The sequence below is a fragment of the Propionimicrobium sp. PCR01-08-3 genome (genome assembly GCF_030286045.1).
GTDB lineage: Bacteria > Actinomycetota > Actinomycetes > Propionibacteriales > Propionibacteriaceae > Brooklawnia.
On the sequence record NZ_CP127390.1, the window covers coordinates 1,134,827 to 1,153,512 of the forward strand.

At 63.8% G+C, this 18,686-nt stretch carries 15 protein-coding genes; 5 read left to right on the plus strand and 10 right to left on the minus strand.

Going from position 1 to position 18,686, the window contains the following annotated elements:
• Positions 1–125: 125 nt before the first annotated feature.
• From QQ658_RS05280 to QQ658_RS05300, 5 genes are all read right to left on the minus strand, one after another.
• Positions 126–1,415: a nickel pincer cofactor-dependent isomerase, group 22 gene (locus QQ658_RS05280; RefSeq protein WP_286026612.1), complete on the minus strand. Its 1,290-nt coding sequence runs from the start codon at positions 1,413–1,415 to the stop codon at positions 126–128.
• Positions 1,416–1,430: 15 nt separating this feature from the next.
• Positions 1,431–3,167, minus strand: a complete 1,737-nt coding sequence (locus tag QQ658_RS05285) for a dihydroxyacetone kinase family protein (RefSeq protein WP_286026613.1) — start codon at positions 3,165–3,167, stop codon at positions 1,431–1,433.
• Positions 3,168–3,522: 355 nt separating this feature from the next.
• The gene (locus tag QQ658_RS05290; RefSeq protein ID WP_286026614.1) at positions 3,523–4,455 is read right to left on the minus strand and encodes a transketolase family protein; all 933 of its coding nucleotides are present in this window, start codon (positions 4,453–4,455) and stop codon (positions 3,523–3,525) included.
• Positions 4,452–5,303: a transketolase gene (locus tag QQ658_RS05295; RefSeq protein WP_286026615.1), complete on the minus strand. Its 852-nt coding sequence runs from the start codon at positions 5,301–5,303 to the stop codon at positions 4,452–4,454. The genes QQ658_RS05290 and QQ658_RS05295 overlap by 4 nt, the downstream gene beginning before the upstream one ends.
• A complete protein-coding gene (locus QQ658_RS05300; protein ID WP_286026616.1) occupies positions 5,300–5,740 on the minus strand; it encodes an RpiB/LacA/LacB family sugar-phosphate isomerase in 441 nt (146 codons plus the stop codon). The genes QQ658_RS05295 and QQ658_RS05300 overlap by 4 nt, the downstream gene beginning before the upstream one ends.
• Positions 5,741–5,935: 195 nt before the next feature.
• Between QQ658_RS05300 and QQ658_RS05305 the strand changes: the two genes are divergently transcribed.
• Positions 5,936–6,715, plus strand: coding sequence for an SDR family NAD(P)-dependent oxidoreductase (locus tag QQ658_RS05305; protein ID WP_286026617.1), 780 nt, complete (start codon positions 5,936–5,938; stop codon positions 6,713–6,715).
• A gap of 340 nt (positions 6,716–7,055) precedes the next feature.
• On the opposite strand, the gene QQ658_RS05310 is transcribed toward QQ658_RS05305, so the two are convergent.
• A complete protein-coding gene (locus tag QQ658_RS05310) occupies positions 7,056–7,538 on the minus strand; it encodes a DUF2505 domain-containing protein (RefSeq protein WP_286026618.1) in 483 nt (160 codons plus the stop codon).
• Positions 7,539–7,634: 96 nt separating this feature from the next.
• On the opposite strand from QQ658_RS05310, the gene QQ658_RS05315 reads away from it, so the two are divergent.
• From QQ658_RS05315 to trpS, 3 genes are all read left to right on the plus strand, one after another.
• Positions 7,635–12,431 (plus strand): NAD-glutamate dehydrogenase, encoded by a 4,797-nt coding sequence (locus QQ658_RS05315; protein WP_286026619.1) that lies wholly within the window; start codon positions 7,635–7,637, stop codon positions 12,429–12,431.
• Between the two features lie 14 nt (positions 12,432–12,445).
• Positions 12,446–13,303: a PHP domain-containing protein gene (locus tag QQ658_RS05320; RefSeq protein WP_286026620.1), complete on the plus strand. Its 858-nt coding sequence runs from the start codon at positions 12,446–12,448 to the stop codon at positions 13,301–13,303.
• A gap of 290 nt (positions 13,304–13,593) precedes the next feature.
• Positions 13,594–14,715: a tryptophan--tRNA ligase gene (trpS, locus tag QQ658_RS05325; protein WP_286026621.1), complete on the plus strand. Its 1,122-nt coding sequence runs from the start codon at positions 13,594–13,596 to the stop codon at positions 14,713–14,715.
• 188 nt (positions 14,716–14,903) lie between these two features.
• Here the strand turns inward: trpS and QQ658_RS05330 are convergent, their stop codons facing one another.
• Positions 14,904–15,665, minus strand: a complete 762-nt coding sequence (locus QQ658_RS05330) for an SDR family NAD(P)-dependent oxidoreductase (protein ID WP_286026622.1) — start codon at positions 15,663–15,665, stop codon at positions 14,904–14,906.
• 2 nt (positions 15,666–15,667) lie between these two features.
• Complete coding sequence (locus QQ658_RS05335) at positions 15,668–17,122, minus strand: DEAD/DEAH box helicase (protein ID WP_502928935.1); 1,455 nt, start codon at positions 17,120–17,122, stop codon at positions 15,668–15,670.
• A 139-nt stretch (positions 17,123–17,261) separates the two neighbouring features.
• On the opposite strand from QQ658_RS05335, the gene QQ658_RS05340 reads away from it, so the two are divergent.
• Positions 17,262–17,918: a ferritin-like fold-containing protein gene (locus tag QQ658_RS05340; protein ID WP_286026624.1), complete on the plus strand. Its 657-nt coding sequence runs from the start codon at positions 17,262–17,264 to the stop codon at positions 17,916–17,918.
• Between the two features lie 136 nt (positions 17,919–18,054).
• Here QQ658_RS05340 and QQ658_RS05345 read toward each other — a convergent pair whose 3' ends face one another.
• Complete coding sequence (locus QQ658_RS05345; RefSeq protein ID WP_286026625.1) at positions 18,055–18,288, minus strand: DUF3107 domain-containing protein; 234 nt, start codon at positions 18,286–18,288, stop codon at positions 18,055–18,057.
• Between the two features lie 180 nt (positions 18,289–18,468).
• On the minus strand, positions 18,469–18,675 hold the full coding sequence (locus QQ658_RS05350; protein ID WP_286026626.1) for a cold-shock protein: 207 nt from the start codon (positions 18,673–18,675) through the stop codon (positions 18,469–18,471).
• Positions 18,676–18,686 lie beyond the last annotated feature (11 nt).

An 18,686-nucleotide genomic window follows, 5' to 3' on the forward strand; every position in this document is an offset into this window, starting at 1 on the left:
GACAAACACTGCTCCCCTTGGCCAAGAACAGCCAAGGGGAGCAGTGTCATATAGGGGGTGATCGAGATCGGGCGTCACAGAGAATTATCGGTACTCGTCGGTACCCTCAAATCTTTGTCCGGTTCCTAATCCAGCGGCTCGGAGGCAGGGAACAGATCATCGTTTTCGTCGAAGACCAGCTCGGTTGCGTCCGTCAGCTGGGTGAGGGCCGGATCGGCGGCCACCTCGTCGAGCAGCGGTTCGGAGACCCAGACCTCGGCGACGTCGAGCGTGTTGACGATGCGAACCATCCGCGACTTCGTCAGATCGGGAATCAGCGTCAGCCGGGAGGCACATTGCAGAGCCATCTTCTGGTTCGGCATGAACGGGGCGATCCGCGATCCGGCGATGCCGTTCGAGGTGACGCCGTTGGTGAACATGGCGGTGAAATCGATCTGGTCGAACAGTCGTGCCGTGGTGATGTCGGCCAGGCCCAGGCCGGTGGCGTTGCCGTGTGACTCGGGTGTCATGTCGAGTACGACGATCTTGTTCACGTTCATCTCGGGATTCTTGATCCCGATCAGCGAGCGGCCCAAGACATTCGGATCCATGCCGTCGCCGGAGATGTTCTTGCCCATATAGTCGACGATCAGCACGTCGATGTCATGAATGAGCAATCTCGGCAGGTGCTTGCGTGATTCCTCCAGCAGCCTGGGCTCGGTCTCCTCGATCTTGTCGGTCTCGATCAGGACGACATCCCTGGTCTGGTCGAGCGAGTTCTCGAGCACCCCGACACCGAAGATGATGTTGGCCTTCTTGAACATCACCGGAGCGATCTTCTGAATCATCTGCCCGGCCTTGTCCAGGCCACGGGAGTGCGCCTGCAGCGCCCCGCGATGCTTGCCGGCACCGATCGCCGCCATCTTGAACAGACCGGATTCGATCGGCCCGACAATGTCAGTGTGGGCCTTGATCCGGTTGCACAGAATCAATCCGTCGCAAGCGAGCGCATCGGATGAGAAGAGCACCTTCAGGCCGTCGACCTCACCCAGTTCGGTGACGTCGAGGCTGGAGACGATCTCGCAACCGGTGTTCTCTGGAGTGAATCCCATGCCGAGCAGCATCTGCTGCTGTCCCTCGGCGGTGGCTCCGCCGTGACTGCCCATCGCCGGGATGATCACCGGGGTGGCGCCCTTCGACTTCACCCAGTCGGCAAACGTGCGGACGATCAGCGGCATGTTGGCGATGCCGCGACTGCCCACGGTGATACCGATCCGCTGGCCGGCTTGTACGGTCTGATCGAACTCGGGCCTGGCCAGTTGCTCTGCGATGCGCCCGGGCACATCGTCCAACCGCGGAGCCGGGAGATCTTGGTGAACCTTGGCGAACCGCGGCAGTGGAACGTCGTCGAGAATCAGATTGAGCGAGTTCTTCATTGCGATCTCCTTTGATCAATCGGTTGTGCAGTCAAACAGTCCCGCTTCGCCAAGAGCGCTCATCAGCATGCAGAACGAGATGGCACCGGGATCGGCCACCCCGATCGACTTCTCGCCGAGCACATGTGAGCGTCCCAGCTTCGAGACGAAGTTAGCGGTGTCGTCGGCGGCCGCCTGAGCGGCGTCGGTGGCCTGCTTCCAGGCCTCGGGTAGTGCGACGCCGTCGTTCACCTTGGCGGTCAAGGTTTCGGTGAAGGGGACGAGCGCGTCCACCAGGGTCTTGTCTCCCGGCTTCGCGCCACCGAGGCGCTGCACGGCATCGACGGCGTCGTGAACACCGGTCGCCACGGTCTGACCGGTGGCGGCGTCCTGATCGCCCAGCGCGTTGCCGAAGGCGTTGAGAATGCAACCCCACAACGCTCCGGAGGTGCCGCCGGCGCTCTCGGACCACTGCGCTCCGGCCCGGACGAGCAGGGTTCCGGCGCCGGCCTGCTGAGCGGCGGCGTCCTTGGCGGCTTCCAGGGCCCCGGTGGCGCCGAAACGCATGCCTTGGCCGTGGTCGCCGTCACCGGCGATGGCGTCCAGCTTGCCGAGCTCCGGCTCCTTGTCGACGGTGACCTGCTTGATGATTTCCAAGCCCTTGACGATCTCGGCCGCCAGCGCCTGGGAGGCCTCGCTGCCCGGTGTGATCGGGGGAGCGGCCTGTTCGCCTTCGTCGCGGACCTCACGCTCGGCCCGCTCGGCGACAGCACCACGCCGCAGGGCGATGGTGTCGACGGGGTCACGCCACAGGTCTTCCAGCTCGTCGTCGAGGAAGGTGATGGTGAGCGAGACGCCTGCCATGTCGAGGCTGGTCATCAGCTCGCCGACTTCGGGGAGCACCGGAGTGATGCCGGCCTCGGCCAGCCGCTCGGCTACCCGGTTCCAGATCACATACAACTCTTCGTACTTGACGGTGCCCAGCCCGTTCAACAACACGATGGCGTTGCCGTTGAATCCGTCGGTCGCGAGATCGATGGTCTCTTTCATAACGCCGTCGACCAGCAGATCGGCGATCTCGGTGGCCGTGCCCATCGGCACCTCGTAGACGCCCGGCTCGCCGTGCACGCCCAGGCCCACCGACATCTGGCCCTCGGGCACGGTGAACAGCGGCTCATCGGCGCCGGGCAGTGTGCAACCACCGAATGCCACCCCGAGCGAGCGGGTGCGGTCGTTGGCCCGCCACGCGAGTTCGGTGACCTGGTCGATGTTCTTGCCGCGTTCGGCGGCCGCCCCGGCGATCTTGAAGACGACCACGTCGCCGCAGACGCCGCGGCGCTTGCGGAGTTCTTCTGCCGGCCCGGACGCCACATCGTCCGACACCTCGATGGTGCGCACGTCGTAACCCTCGGCGCGAAGACGCTCGGCGGCCTGCCCGAAGTGCAGCACGTCACCGGCATAGTTGCCGTAGCCGATGATGATGCCGCCACCGTTGTCCGCCGCCTTGGCGACCGAGTAGGCCTGAGAGGCAGATGGGGAGGCGAAGACATTGCCGCAGACCACGCCGTGCGCCATGCCGGGCCCGACCCAACCGGCGAAGCCGGGGTAGTGACCCGAACCTCCGCCGACGATCAGCGCAACCTGGCCCTCGGGGCTGGCGGTTGCCCGCACGGCACCACCGTGCACGGTCTTCAGATATTGCGGATAAGCCGAAGCCATTCCCGACACGGCTTCGAGCGCAAAGTTGGATGGATCGTTGAACACACGAGTCATCGACGACTCCTCAAGTACGGACGCTGCCAGCGTCTTGGCGGTGGTATACACGGCTTCCGGCATTCACTTCTGCGGGAATCCTGATGCCCTGGTCACGGTCGGCCCGACCGCTCCCGGGCACTAAAAATCATACACGATCTTTTGCTACTGCCCCCTGTCGAGGCTATCGGGCTGGCGAGGTTGTTGCTGACGGGCTCTGCTGATGCAGCTCGATTCGAGATGGTTCGAGGTTCGCTGTCTCGTGATGGCCGGCGAAATACTTCGTCCAGCCATTCACGCCAAGGCTCCGGCACGCGAAAACGGCCCGGTGCGTGCTGGTTGGGCAACGCTCCGGGCCGTCTGGTGTCGGGGTGAATCAGCGTCCCAGGAACTCGCTCACCCGCGAGGTGATGCTCGCGGCATCGATGCCGGCATTGGCCAGCAAACCGTCGTAGGGACCGACCGGCTGGTAGGCGTGCGGCACACCGATCGGCAGCCACCTGGTGGGCTGTTCGCGACCGAGCAGTTCGGCCACCGCGCCACCCATACCACCGGTGTCGTAGTGTTCCTCGACCGTGACGACCGCACCGGTGCATGCAGCCGAAGCGCAGATCAGTTCTGCGTCCAGATGCGATGGGGTGGGCATACCGATCAGGTCGACCGAAATCCCGGCAGCGGTCAACTGCTTGACGGCCTCGACCGTTTGCACCGACTCGTATCCGGTCGTGATGATCGTGACGTCGGAACCCTTCTGCAGATGCCGTCCCTTGCCGATCACCACCGGCTCTTCGTCGAAGAGATCCGGCAACGCCTGAGCGCCGATGCGCATATAGGTCGGGCCGACATGCTCGATCATCGCCGCCGCACAGCTGCGGATCTCGCCGGGATCGCTGGGCGCGAAGACCACCAATCCGGGGATCATCCGCATGATGGCGTAGTCCTCGAGTGACTGATGGGTGGCACCCAGGTCGGAATACGTGAAACCGCCGTTGCGTCCGACGATCTTGGCGTTCTCACCCATATAGCCGAGGTCATTGCGCACCATCTCGTAACTGCGCGCGGTGACGAACGGCGCGATTGCTGCGAAGACCGGGATCTTGCCGGTGCTCGCCAGCCCGGACGCGATGCCGGTGACGCCCTGCTCCATGATTCCGAACTCGAAGTAGCGCTCGGGGTGCTGTTGGGCGAAGTCGCCGAATCCGGAACTCTTACCGGAATCGGCAGACAGCACCACGATGCGCTCGTTCTCGGCGGCCAGAGCGGTCACCGCGCGCCCGAACTCCTTGCGCGGATCGGTCATTCCACTCATTGGTTCACCTTCTGTTCGCATGCGGCGATGGCCTGATCGAGCTCGCTCACCGCTTGTTCCAGCTCTCCTGGTGCCGGCTTCCAGAAGTGATAGGGCAGCTTGTCCTCGGCGAAACTGATGCCCTTGGCCTTGGTGGTGTGCGCAACGATGACGCTCGGCTTATCGGCCTCGAACGGCGTGGCGTCGAGCGCCTGCACAACCTCGGCCATGTCATTGCCATTGATCTCGCGAGCGGCCCAGCCGAATGCTTCGAACTTGCCGGCGATCGGCGCCATATTCATCACGTCGGACACCCGGCCGGAGATCTGCATGCCGTTGTTGTCGACGACCGCCACCAGATTGCTGACCTTGTGATGGGCCGCGGCCGCGGCGGCTTCCCAATTCGAGCCTTCGGGAAGCTCACCGTCACCCATGATGGTGAATACCCGCGAACCGAATCCCGACAGGCGAAGACCGAGGGCCGTGCCCACCGAGATCGACAATCCATGCCCGAGCGCGCCGGTATTGGCCTCGACGCCGGGGCACTTGTGCATATCCGGGTGCCCGCCCAAGGCGGTGTTCATCGCGTCGTAGGTGTCGAGGAGCGACCGATCGAAGAATCCCCGCTCGGCAAGAACGGCATATTGGCCCATCGCCTTGTGTCCGGCACTGAGTAGGAAACGGTCTCGCTCGGGCCAGTCGGGACGGGCGGGATCGATATTCATGACGTCGAAATACAGTGCGGTGATGATGTCAATGGCCGACATCGCTCCGCCCAGGTGTCCGGCATGACCCGTCTGGATCATCCGGACGACGTTGCGCCTGGCCCGGGCAGCATGTAATTCGAGTTTGGCTACCCGATCGCTCACAACGCCTCGGCTTCGATCTCGCAGACCCGGGCGACCTTGGCGCCACTGCGCGAGTTGGGATCGAAGGTGTTCGAAAGATAGATCTCGAGGAGCACTTTGGCGGTCTCGATGCCGGTGGTCTGAGCACCCATCGCGACCATGTTCGCGTTGTTGCTGAGGGTTGCGCGCTGAGCCGAGTAGGGATCGGCCAGCAGCGCGCAGTAGGCACCCTTCACCTTGTTGGCTGCGAGCGAAACGCCGATGCCGGTGCCGCAGACGACCACGCCGCGGTCGTACTTCTTATCGGCGACGGCATGGGCGACGTCGGCGGCGACATTCGCGTAGATCGGGTCCTCGGAACCGAAGTCGGTCACCTCGTGGCCGAGCGACTCCGCCTTGGCGATGAGTGCCTTCTTGAGTTCTGCGGCGTTGGGGTCGCAACCGAATGCGAGCTTCATGGATCTTCCTCTCCTGTGAAGATGACGATCGAGTGGCGGAAAACCCGCGCACAATCTGCCTCTATGATATATGATCTGTCACAGGCGCACAGGCTAACGAGAGCCGTAAAGCGCGACTCAGGCGAAGCTTGCGCCCGCTTGAATACCCAGCCTAGTGCCTGCGCTGATGCAGGCAACAATCCAAGGAGGATTGGAATGTCGGAAACTGGAAACCCGTTCCCCGCCGAGCGCACTGCCGTCGTGACCGGTTGCGGAGCACCTGCCGGGATCGGTCGGCACGTGGCACGTAAGTTGGCCTCGTCGGGCTACAACGTCGCGGTTATCGACCTCAACCCCGCGGTACTGGACTTCGCGACCGAACTTGCCGGCGAATTCCCGGACAAGAAGGTCGTCGGCATCGTCACGGATATTGCCGATGACGCGTCGGTGAAGGAAGCTTGGGAGCGCATCGATGCGGAACTGCCGCAGGTGACCGGCCTGGCCAACCTCGCCGGTATTGCCTGCCCGACCCCGTTGCTCGAGCTGACCGTTCCCGAGTTCGACAAGGTGATGGCCGTCAACGCTCGCGGCACCATGCTGATGATGCAATACGGCGCTCGCCGCATGCAGAAGGCCCAAGTCGGGCGCATCGTCAACTTCTCGTCCATCACCGCCTATGACGGCGGCGGCACCTTCTCGAAGATCGCCTACGCGGCCGGCAAAGCCGCTGTCATCGGTCTGACCCGCGGTGGGGCCCGCGAGCTCGGCCAGTACGGCATCACCACCAACTGCATCTGCCCCGGACCGATCGACACCGAGATCATGGGTGGCAAGTTGACTCCCGAGCGCAAGGCCTCCATGTCGGCCAATGTCCCGATCGGACGCGTCGGCCAGCCCGAGGAGATCGCGAATGTCGTCGACTTCCTGCTGTCGGAGGGCTCCAGCCTGATGAACGGTGCGACCTTCAACGTCGACGGCGGCAAGCATATGAAGTGATGTCCGTCATCGTCCCGACAAGAATCGGCCGAGTGACATCAGCGCCAGTTCTTCGTCGAGCCCTGCATGGGCGAAGGGGTAGCGCGCGCATCTTCAGATGATCCGCGCAGTCCGGAAGGGCGGTCCCGGCAACGGGGCCGCCCCTCGTCTTTGCCCGGGCGGCCGGAGCAGTACGTGTGACCAACGCTGCCGGTCCAAGCAGAGACCGTTCGATTCGGGGTCGGCCTCGGTCGCCTCGCTCGAGTGGGCAGGCCTTCACGGAGTCGTCGCTCGGCTCGGTCGGGTTGTGGTTCTTTCTTCGCCCTTCGACAGTCTCGCTCGCCTGAGCCGACGGGGTTCGTCAGGCGGTCAGTTTTCCTGCCAGGTAGTCGTCACCGACGGCCTGCTGGATATCGATGATCCGGCGCACATAGGGCGCCGCCGCCTGTTCCAGAGTCTTGCCCACCAGCGGCACCGTTATGGTGAACTCCGCCAGGTAGTCGACGGTGCTGATCGCTTGCTCGGACGACAGATGCGCGGTCCCGTGCATGGAAGCGGGCATACCCGGTGTGGCGACAGTGATGTGGCCGTCGCTGCTGCCGTCGGCGCCGAGCGGACCCCACAGCAACGTGAGGTTGACCTTCATGGTCGCTCCGGTGAACTTCTGCGCCCTGGCGGGAGCGGGCAGCGCGGCTTGCAAGTGGCTGCCGTCTGCGTCAACCGACGCACTCCACTGCTCGGCACCTGCGCGCTTGGCAACTTCGGTGAGCCAGATCCGGTCGGCCATCATGGCCAGGACTTGATCGGGGGTGGCGGTGTATCTGTGCTGCGCGCTGATCTGCATGATCTCCATTGTGGCGTATCGGGCAATTCTTCTGCGCGGCCCCGGTCGTCCGCGGCTAGAGTTGGGCTCACGGATCACCCGGGTGTGGGAGTGGAAATGAACAGCGACGCTCGTCGCCAACCAAGACCAAATCGTGATCAATTGCTGCGCGAGGTGGCGCAGTCTCTTGCCGCCGACGGCGTGCAAGTGGCGGGTCCTGAACGTCTGAGCGAATTCTTGCGGCATTACTTCAAACATGCGGACGGTTCGGCGCTGCTGACCCGGCCCGCTCCGATCATCGCACGCTCGCTTCTCCATCACGCCGAACTTGCCTGGCGCAGACTACCGGGCGAGTCTCACATCGGGCTGTATACCCCCGCTTTGGAGGACGACGGTTGGGAAGCCGGCGGTCACACGGTGCTCACAGTTGTCACCGACGACAAGGACTGGCTGGTCGACACCGTCACAATGACCGTATCGCGGCTGGGCTGGGCGGTTCGTGAACTTCTGCATCCGCAATTTAACGTGGTACGCGACGCCGAGGGAAACCTGACCGACGTCGTGCACCGCGGCCAGGGAGATTCGTCGATCGCCGAGGCCTGGCTGTGGATCGAGCTGTATCCGCCGGTGGGATCGTCGGCCGCCGACGCCCTGCCGGAACTGGCCGACGCCATCAATTCGAGCCTGGCCGACTTGGGGGCCGCGGTCGGCGACCATGACGCGATGCAGGCACGGCTATTGAGCGCCGCCGAAGAGGTCGAAGCGCTGGGTGGCGAGGAGGCGGAGATCACCGCTCAGACGCTGCGCTGGTGCGCCGATGACCGCCTGCTGCTGCTGGGCGCCCGAGACTTCGAGTTGGCAGATTCCCGGCTCGCACCATTGCCCGAAGGGCTGGGCATTCTTGCCGACGACGATCGGGCGTCGGCAAGTTTCGGCGCGGTTCCCGCCGATGATCAATTGCTGGTCATCACCAAGGACTCGGTGCGCTCGACCGTGTTGCGGTCCAGCTATCTCGACTACGTGGCGGTGCATTTGCGGCTGCCCGACGGCCGCCGGATAGAGCGCCGCTTCCTGGGCCTCTTCATGACCACGGCCCTGACCGAACCGGTGGCGCGCATTCCTGTGCTGCGTGGCAAGGCACGACAGATCAGTGCCGCCATCGGCTACGATCGAGCGTCCTATGGTGGACGATCGGTCTCCGCGGCCATCGAGGCGTATCCCCGCGATGACCTCTTCGAGGCGAGCGTCACCGAACTCGCACCGATCATCGCGAAGATTGTGGAGGCCGAGGACCCTCGCCGCGTCATCACCCAGCTGCGCCCCGGCCGGTGGGGCCGGTTCATCTCCGTGCTGGTTCACATGCCGCGCGAACGCTACAACACGACCGTGCGCCAACGCATCGAACAGCTGCTGATGTCGGTGACCGGAGCCGCTTCGTCACAGTGGAGTGTGCAGGTCTCTGATACCCCGCTGGCCAGCCTGCACGTCACCTTGAAGATGCCGGACGGGCTGCCGCTGCCGGCCGTCGACGAGGAACGACTCGCCATGGCGGTGGAGGAGGTGTCTCGCAGCTGGGACGATCGCTTCCTACAGATCGCCGAACGCCTCGACAGCTCGCAGCGCGGTGTCGAATACCCGGATGGCTACAAGGAGCAGTACACGCCGCTGGAGGCCATCGATGATCTGGTCTCGCTCAATCAGGTGGGCGGGCCCGACGACATGGTTCAGGTCATGTATGTGCCGACTCCGCCCGAGAACGGTGTCGATTTCCGCGTCAAGATGTTCCGCGCCGGATCCGAGATGGTGCTCTCGCGGATTCTGCCGCATCTGTCGAGCCTGGGGGTCGACGTCGTGGACGAGCGTCCGTTCGACCTGGAACTGCGTGGTGAACAGGCGCATGTCTATGACTTCGGGTTGAGGCTGCCGGGCGGGGCGGAGCGGCTGGACGGCTGGTCGCACGCCGATCGTGGTCGTTTCACCGCAGCTGTGGGAGCCAGCTACGCCGGCTTGAGCGAGGCGGACCGGCTGAACCGGCTGGTGACCCAGACCGGGCTTGACTGGCGGCAGGTTGGGTTGCTGCGGGCGATCTCGCGTTATCTTCGCCAGCTCGGCACCACTTATTCGCAGCCCTATATCGCGGAGACGCTGAACAAACACCAACAGATCACGACCATGCTGATCGAGCTCTTCGAGGCGAAGTTCTCGCCCTGGGCTGCTCCGGACGCTGACCGGGAGCAGCGGGTGAACGAGCTCAGCGAGCGGGCGCAAGAGGCCATCGACGCCGTCCAGGTGCTGGACGAGGACCGGATGCTGCGGCAATATCTGGATGTCATCGGCGCCATGGTCCGGACGAACTTCTTCGCCTTGGACGACCCGCTCGGCCCGCCTGATGCTGCTCGCGGTGCGCTGGCCATCAAGATGGAGCCCCGGCAGTTGGGATTCGTCCGAGGTCCGCAACCGGCTCATGAGATCTTCGTCTATTCCCCGCAGGTCGAAGGGGTTCATGTCCGGTATGGCAAGGTGGCCCGCGGCGGCATCCGTTGGTCGGATCGCGCGGAGGACTATCGCACCGAGGTGATGGACCTGGCCAAGGCCCAGACCGTGAAGAATGCGATCATCGTGCCGACCGGCGCCAAGGGCGGCTTCTATCCGCGACGCTTGGCAGGGCTGGAACCTGCCGCGAGGATCGCAGAGGCCAGGGCGAGCTACGCCAGGTTCATCAAGGCGTTGCTGAGCGTCACCGACAATGTGGCAGGCGGCGCCCTGCAGCGTCCGGATCGCGTTGTGGCCTGGGATGACGACGATTCCTATCTGGTGGTGGCCGCGGACAAGGGCACGGCCAGCTTCAGCGACATGGCCAACCGGATTTCGATCGGGCAGGGCTATTGGTTGGGCGATGCCTTCGCGTCCGGCGGGTCGACCGGCTACGACCACAAGAAGATGGGCATCACCGCCAGAGGTGCCTGGATATCGGTCGAACGTCACCTCGGCGAACTCGGAATCAATCCCGCGAGCCACGACTTCAGCTGCGTGGGGATCGGCGACATGTCCGGCGACGTCTTCGGCAACGGCATGCTGCGATCCGAGCACATCAAGTTGGTGGCGGCGTTCAACCATCGGCACATCTTTCTCGACCCCGATCCCGATCCCGGGATTTCCTTCGCCGAGCGCTCCCGGTTGTTCGATGCGGGACGCAGTTGGGATGCCTATCGTCCGGACCTCATCAGCACCGGCGGCGGTGTCTACCTGCGCACGGCGAAGTCGGTCCGGATAACCGGACCGGCCCGCGAGGTGCTCGGCCTGGATTCATCGGTGACCTCGTTGACGCCCAGCGAGCTGATCAGGGCGATCCTGTGTGCGCCGGTCGATTTGATGTGGAACGGCGGGATCGGCACCTGGGTGAAGGCCACCGGGCAGTCGCACAGCGCGGCCGATGACCGGACCAATGATGCCGTGCGAGTCAACGCGGGCCAGGTTCGCGCCCGTTGTGTCGGCGAGGGCGGCAACCTGGGCTGGACGCAGGCCGCCCGTGTCGAATACGCCTTGGCCGGCGGCAAGATCAATACCGATTTCATCGACAATTCCGCCGGTGTCGCGACTTCCGATCACGAGGTCAATATCAAAATCCTGCTGGACGCGGCGGTCCGCAGCGGCAGGTTGACGACTGACGAGCGCAACATCTTGCTTCAGCAGATGACCGATGAAGTTGCCGACATCGTTCTGCACCAAAATGTGGTGCAGAACAGGGCCTTGGCGAATTCGCTGCTGGAAGCACCGGCCAACGCGGGCGTCCATGATGACCTCATCTCGGCAATGGTGACGCAAGGCAGACTGAACCGGGCCCAGGACGGATTGCCCTCCAGCGAGCAGCTTGCCGCCCGGTCAGCCACCGGTCATGGATTGACCGATCCGGAACTCGCAATGGTGTTGACCACGGTGAAGAACGCGCTGTGCGACGAGCTGCTGGAAAGTGACCTGCCGGACGATCCCTATCTGGCTGACCGCCTGGTCAAGTACTTCCCGGCGCCCTTGCGGGAGCGATTCGCGGATCTGATGACCGAGCATCCGCTGGCCCGCCAGATCATCAGCACCGTCGCGGTCAATCGATTTGTCGATTCGCAGGGCATGAGTGCCGCGCACCGGCTGGCGACCGAGACCGGGACCGGATCCGCAGATATCGTGCGTGCCCAATTGGTGGCTCGCAATCTGATGAACGCCGGCGGGCAGGAGACCGCACTGGCGGGCTCCCAGGTGAATCCCGCGACCCAGACGCTGCTCAGGGTGCGTATCAGGCATCTCATCGAGCGCGCCACCAGGTGGATTCTGCAGACCTATCGCGGCGGCATCGATATCGAGAAGATCGTGGCCGAGCTGAAACCTGGCGTGAATGCGGTGGCCGCCGAGCTGCCCGAACTCATCACCAGCGCAGAACACGAACGCTACGAGGCAAGCGTGCACGAGATGGTGGGCCGCGGCGTCGACGCCGAACTGGCCGAGAAACTGGCGCGATGGTCGCTATCGGCGGCGGCCTTGCCGATCGTGCGGATATCTCGCAAATATCGGCGTGACGAGGCCGAATGCGCCCAGGTCTATTTCCAGCTGAGTGAGCGTCTGGGGATCGAGCGGGCGTTGCGGCGTTCGCTCGACCTGCCGCGGGTCGGCCGCTGGGAGATCATGGCCAGGGCAGCGGTGCGCGACGAGTTGATGAGTGCCCAGGCGGCGCTCACCGGGGCCGCGCTGACATTCGCCGGCGATACGCTGAACGGTGCCGATGAGATCGTGTCCGCCTGGTGGCAGGAAAACCCCGAGGCCGAACGCCAGCAGGCAATACTGGACGAGCTTGCCTCGGGCCCGGTGGATTTGGCCCGGATGTCGGTAGCGGTCGCCTCGCTGCGTGGCCTGCTCGACAAATAGAGAGGAGTTCAGCAATGCGGATCGACCTGCATACGCACTCATGGGTTTCGGACGGCACCGACAGCCCCACCAGGCTGGTGCTGAATGCACAGCGTGCCGGGCTTGATGTGGTCGCCCTCACCGATCACGACACCTTGGCAGGACTGGACGAGGCCAGAGAAGCCGGACGCAGGATCGGCGTGCGGGTGGTGCCGGGCGTCGAATTGAGTGCGAGGCTGCACGGCGGGGACGTCCATCTGCTCGGATACGGGCCACGTCGCGATAACGAAGAGTTCAACGCCGAGCTGAACAGGCTGCGATCCGGACGCCGGGATCGGTTGCCGAAGATGTTGGCCAAACTGGCGGATCTGGGCATGCCGCTCACCGTCGAAGACGTCCGGGCGCAGGTGAAGGACGCGGAGACGTCGCTGGGGCGTCCACATGTGGCGGACGCGATGGTGGCGAAGGGGTACGTGGCGAACCGCGACGAGGCCTTCGCGAAGTATCTTGACAGCAGTGCACCGGCCTATGTTTCTCGTCCGACCATCGAGCTGGCCGCCGGCATCGATCTGCTGCACCGGGCAGGTGCGGCTGCGGTGATCGCGCATCCGGGTATTCGCGGCATGGACGATTATCTGACCGGCGACGACGTGAAACAGATGGCCATCGAACACGGCCTGGACGGGATCGAAGTGGACTATCCGCTGCATGATGCGGAAACCCGTGAGCTTTATCACCGGCTGGGGGAGCGTCTCGGACTGGTACGGACCGGATCGAGCGACTATCACGGCGCGGGGAAGATCGACCACGACCTGGGTTGTGAGACGACGCGAGAATCTGCCCTGCGCGCGTTGTATGCCAGGATCAGGAGTCACGGGGGAGTGACGGAATAGGGCTTCTTCCGCCACCGAGTGCTCAGCGGGCGAGTGACTTCTTGGCCGGTTGCCGCACCGGATGGCCTGGAGTCTCGGTTCGCGTCCCGCCTGCCTTTGGGTAGGACCCGCGGCCGGGACGCCTGGTCGCTCCTCGCGGAGTCCGGCACCCTTGGCGGCTGTTCGAATCCTGACAGTTCGGGGCCAAGAAGTCGGTGTGATGAGCCGGTGGCGTCGTGCTAGTAGAATGATCGCGCTCGGCCGCCCGGCTATTCGGGTCGGCCGGAAGGACCGAGAAGGAGTGCGTGACCATGACCTCAGGTGATCTGCCCACAAGTTCGGCGGAATCTGGTGATGGCCTCGCGTCGTCCGTCGATGGATCGCTTCGGGCCAGCCTGCGGCGAAGCGAACACATCGAGGCGGATCTCGAGATCCATCCCGAGCGTTACCGGATGCTCACCGGAGATCGTCCGACCGGCAAATTGCATCTCGGACACTACTTCGGGTCTCTGAGCAACCGCGTCCGGCTACAAAACCTCGGCCTCGATTCATGGGTTCTGATCGCCGACTATCAGGTGATCTATGACCGTGATGGCGTAGGCGACCTGAAAGCCAATGTCTACTCGGCTATCGCCGACTATCTGGCTGCGGGCATCGACCCGGCGCGGTCCACCATCTTCGCTCACTCCGCGGTGGCCTCCCTGAACCAGCTCTTGCTTCCGTTCCTCTCATTGGTGACCGATTCCGAGCTACGCCGTAACCCCACCGTCAAGGACGAGCTGGCGAACTCGGATCGTCCGATGAGTGGGCTGATGCTGACCTTCCCGGTGCACCAGGCTGCCGACATCATGTTCTGCAAGGCAAACGTGGTGCCGGTCGGAAAGGACCAGCTGCCCCACCTGGAACTGACCCGATTGATCGCCAAACGTTTCGATGAGCGCTATGGGCGGGCGAATCCCGATCAGCAGGTGTTCCCCCTCGCGGACGCTTTGTTGTCGCCGGCGCCGAACATTCTCGGCCTGGACGGTACCAAGATGAGCAAGTCGCGCGGAAACGTGATCGAGATCGGGATGAGCGCCGAACAGACTGCCAAACTGATCAAGAAGGCCAAGACCGACTCCGATCGGCACATCAGCTATGACCCGGAGAATCGCCCCGAGGTGTCGAATCTGTTGTTGCTGGCGGCACTGGCGACCGGCGGCGATCCCGCCCGGATCGCGGACGAGATCGGCGACGGTGGTGGCGGTGGCTTGAAGAAGCTGGTCACCGAGGCCATCAACGAGCACCTGGCCCCGGTCCGGGCGCGCCGCACCGAACTGATGGCCGACCCAGGCTATCTGGAACAGGTGCTGCATGCCGGAAACGAGAAGGCGACCCAGGTTGCCGACCAGACCCTGTCCGAAGTCCGCAAAGCCATGCAGATGGACTACTGAACCCGGCTCAGTAGAGTACTTCCGCATCATTGCTCGACGGATCCGTCAGGCGCCTGCCCTCTTATCTGTGAACGTCTGGGACACGCGCCGCCCGGGCTTACGGAACAGAACAAAGCGGAGGGCTGATGAGATGGTCTCATTAGCCCTCCGCTTGTTGTATTGGATGATTGCCGGCAAGCAGATCAGGCTCAGCTGAAGTAGGCGGCACCGTTGATGTCGATGGTGGCACCGGAGACGAATCCGGACGCCTGTGGATTCGCCAGGAAGACGACCGGCCCCGCGACATCGGCGGGATAGCCGGGCTTCTTCAGGGCGATGCCCTGGATGGCTGCGGCGCGTCCTTCGGCAGTGTTGAACAGTTCGTGGAACGGCGTGTCGAGAATCAGCCCCGGAGCGACGGCGTTCACGCGGATCTGCCGGGGTGCAAACTCCTTGGCCCAGGCCTTGGTCAACCCGATCATGGCGGCCTTCGACGCACCGTAAACCGACGCCCCGTCGCCTCCGCCGTTCTCACCTGCCAGGGACGCGATGTTGACGACCGACGAGCCATCGGTCAGGTGCTTGAGTGCTGCGCGGGTCACCAGGAAAGCACTGGTCAGGTTGACGTCGAGCACGGTGCGCCACAGGTCGAGCGACATATCTTCGACGCTGGAGCGTTGCACCATGCCGCCCGCATTGTTCACCAGCACATCCAGGCCGCCGAGTCTCTCGGCGACCTCGGTGACCACGGCGTTGACCTGGTCCTCATCGGTGGCGTCCAGCTGAACCGCCAACGGACGGCGTCCGCCCGCCCCGGCGATCTCGTCGAGGAGCGCGTCGTCCGGCCGGTGACTGTTCCAGGTGAACGCGACCCGAGCGCCGAGTTCGGCGAAGCTCTTCACGATCCCCAGCCCGATGCCGACGCCGCCACCGGTAACGAGAACACGCTTGTCAGTGAAATCGAATGTCATGGTCACGATTCTGCATCACGTTGCACGACCTCGCCATTGCGGCGGCGGACCCGCTTGCGGTGCGGCCTGTCGGACTTCTTGTCGTCCGACTTCTTGTTGCCGTCGCGGTGGTGGTCGTCGTGGCGTTCACGGTCGTGCTTTTTGCCGTGCTTGGCTCCCTTGCCGTGGCCATCGCGGTGGGAGTGATCGGGGCGCTCCTTGGGCTTGGCGCCGGGCAGGCGTCCTTTGATGCCTTCGGGAATCTGCAGATCGGCAAGCAACTGGGGAGTCGTCGAATAGGTTTCCTGGAGATCAGTGAAATCGAGGCCCAACGCCTTGTTGATCACCTTCCACATGGTCACATCCGACCAGTCGACCAGGGTGATCGCGACTCCGGAATGCCCGGCACGGCCGGTGCGTCCGATGCGGTGGACGTACTGCTTCGCATCGTCGGGAACCTCGTAGTTGATCACGTGGGTGACGCCCTCGACGTCAATGCCGCGAGCCGCCACATCGGTGGCAACCAAGACCTTGATCTTGTCCTTGCGGAACTTCTTCAGCGTGCGCTCGCGACGATCCTGACTGAGATCCCCATGAATCGCGGCAGCATCGAATCCTCGATCTTCCAATTCATCGGCGAGCCGCTGGGCTGCGCGTTTCGTTCGGGTGAACACCATCACCTTGCCGACATTCGGTGCCTGGAGGAGCTTGCCGATGATTTCCGGCTTGTCGAGCTCATGCGCCTGGTAGACGAATTGAGTGGTGTCGGGAACCGTCGCCTGGGCGTCCTGCCCCTCGGCACGCACATGCACGGGGTGGTTCAGATGGGTGCGCGCGAGAGCGACGATCTGGGAGGGCATCGTGGCGCTGAACATCAGCGTCTGCCGCGACTGCGGGGTCATAGAGGTGAGCTTCTCGACATCGGGAAGGAAACCCAGGTCGAGCATCTCGTCCGCCTCGTCCAAGACCATGATCTGCACATGAGACAGATCGAGGCTGCGCCGGTGAGCCAGATCGAGCAGGCGTCCGGGGGTGCCGACCACCACGTCGACTCCGGAGCGCAGCGTCTCCAGCTGCTCGTCATAGCTGACGCCGCCGTAGATGGTGAGGATGCGTGCTCCCAGCACTCGGGCCGCTGTGACAAGGTCAGAACTCACCTGCAGGGCCAACTCGCGGGTCGGCGCCATGACCAGTGCCTGTGGCTTGCCATAAAACTCGAAATCTTCGAAGTTGTCGCTATCCGGCAAGGTCAGGCGCTGGAGCAAGGGGGTGCCGAAGGCGAGCGTCTTGCCGGTGCCGGTGCGGGCCTGTCCGATGAGGTCGGCGCCGGTGAGCGCGATCGGAATGGCCAATTCTTGAATGGGGAAGGGGTGAGTGATGCCTTCATCCGCCAGGGCCTCGACGATCGGAGCGGCGATGCCCAGCTCTGCGAACGTGGTGGGTGCTGCGTTGTCGGCAATGATGTCAGTGTCAGTCATATAGCTGTCTCTCGGGTCCGCCTCCATAGCGGAAACTTCGGGGGCGCGAAATGCGCCTGAGCGCAAGTCTAACCTTTACCGCCGAATCCCGGCGCGTGCCGCGCAGCATCGGCGGGCGAGTCACCATATCCTTGGGATCGTGAGCACCGAGATCGCATCCGAACCCTGTACCGCACTGCTGGCCTGGTTGGGCTACCAGAACTTGTGGGTGGCCGAGTCGTCCATCGTGCGATCCGGTAGCCAAACCGAGCTGGCCGATCGTTTGACGGTCGCCCGGCTCAGCGCGGACGCGCTGGACCGATGCTTGCAGGCTTGCGATGCGATACCCGGAGGCCAGAGCGCTGCCGCGGAGAAGATGGCCCCGATCGTCAGCCCGGTCGACGAGTTCTGGGCCGTAACGAAGCCGCGCGTCCAGGTGGAGCAGCGGCTGCGGCTGATGGTGCTGGCGAGCGTTGAACTGGAGCTGGTGCAGCGCCTGGAAGATCGGCTACCAGAACCGGCGAAAAGTGTGCTCACCAGCGAGGCGGGCCTGTGGCGGACCATCGACGATGGTGGTTCGCAGGTGGCCGATGCGATAAACGGCCATACGCGCAGCGCAGACGAACTGTCACTGTATGGACGGCGTCTGCTGGGGGAGGTTGTGGTGATGGCTCAGCGTCTCCTGGTCCGTCAGCCTGATCTGAGGATCGTGCTGGCCGGTGAGAGCGACGATGAACTGTCGATTTCGACCGCTGTGCTCGACGAGGTCTTGCAGTCCACCGCGGCCCGGCTGACCCAGTTGGGATTGTCCGTGTAATCCTGGTCCGTCGAGCTACAAAACCGGTGGACTCCGGTGTGGACCGGGGCTTTCGGCTCGGGCGCGGCCCTCAATCGAGCGCCGCGCCGGTGAGGCGACGAATCGGTATCGGCCCGGGCGGGTCGGTGGACCTTCTTCAGAGCTGCTGGCCGGGGAAACCGAAGCCGACCGGGCGGGCATGTTCTTGGCCCAGCTCGATATAGCCGATATTGGCAGCGGGCAACAGCACACGCCGGCCCTGGGTCGCGTCGATGACCAGCAGACCATCGTCGCCGGCCTCGCGCAGATTCTTCTCGATCTCGTCAGCCGACTGATCGGTCTCGACATTCAGCTCGCGTCCGATATCGCGGACGCCAATTTTGATCTCCACGCAGCTAAACCTACCCGGTCACGAAACACCGTCCGGACAGGTTTTGCCTCGCGCGTAAAGGTGCTCATCGCTCGGAGGGCCGGCGGACGAAAAGCAGGGGCTGTACCGATCGGTACAGCCCCTGCCGTGTTCGGGGAGATCGCGGGTTTGACACGCGACCTCGAAGTCTAATGTCTTACGTCAGCCGATGATGTGAACAGCGTCGGCCTGCTGACCCTTGGGCCCCTGCGTGATTTCGAATTCGACCTTCTGGCCCTCTTCCAGCGAACGGAAGCCCGCCGCGTCGATGGCCGAGTAGTGAACGAAGACGTCGTCATTCGATCCGTCTACGGCAATGAAGCCGTAGCCCTTCTCGGCATTGAACCATTTGACGGTTCCCTGCGCCATGTGTACTCCTC

Excerpts from the sequence above, each read along its gene's own strand:
- QQ658_RS05330 (WP_286026622.1), bottom strand. The coding sequence starts at position 15,665 with ATGACATTCGATTTCACTGACAAGCGTGTTCTCGTTACCGGTGGCGGC.
- QQ658_RS05315 (WP_286026619.1), top strand. The coding sequence starts at position 7,635 with ATGAACAGCGACGCTCGTCGCCAACCAAGACCAAATCGTGATCAATTG.
- QQ658_RS05300 (WP_286026616.1), bottom strand. The coding sequence starts at position 5,740 with ATGAAGCTCGCATTCGGTTGCGACCCCAACGCCGCAGAACTCAAGAAG.
- QQ658_RS05335 (WP_502928935.1), bottom strand. The coding sequence starts at position 17,122 with ATGACTGACACTGACATCATTGCCGACAACGCAGCACCCACCACGTTC.
- QQ658_RS05310 (WP_286026618.1), bottom strand. The coding sequence starts at position 7,538 with ATGCAGATCAGCGCGCAGCACAGATACACCGCCACCCCCGATCAAGTC.
- QQ658_RS05350 (WP_286026626.1), bottom strand. The coding sequence starts at position 18,675 with ATGGCGCAGGGAACCGTCAAATGGTTCAATGCCGAGAAGGGCTACGGC.
- QQ658_RS05280 (WP_286026612.1), bottom strand. The coding sequence starts at position 1,415 with ATGAAGAACTCGCTCAATCTGATTCTCGACGACGTTCCACTGCCGCGG.
- QQ658_RS05305 (WP_286026617.1), top strand. The coding sequence starts at position 5,936 with ATGTCGGAAACTGGAAACCCGTTCCCCGCCGAGCGCACTGCCGTCGTG.
- trpS (WP_286026621.1), top strand. The coding sequence starts at position 13,594 with ATGACCTCAGGTGATCTGCCCACAAGTTCGGCGGAATCTGGTGATGGC.
- QQ658_RS05285 (WP_286026613.1), bottom strand. The coding sequence starts at position 3,167 with ATGACTCGTGTGTTCAACGATCCATCCAACTTTGCGCTCGAAGCCGTG.
- QQ658_RS05320 (WP_286026620.1), top strand. The coding sequence starts at position 12,446 with ATGCGGATCGACCTGCATACGCACTCATGGGTTTCGGACGGCACCGAC.
- QQ658_RS05290 (WP_286026614.1), bottom strand. The coding sequence starts at position 4,455 with ATGAGTGGAATGACCGATCCGCGCAAGGAGTTCGGGCGCGCGGTGACC.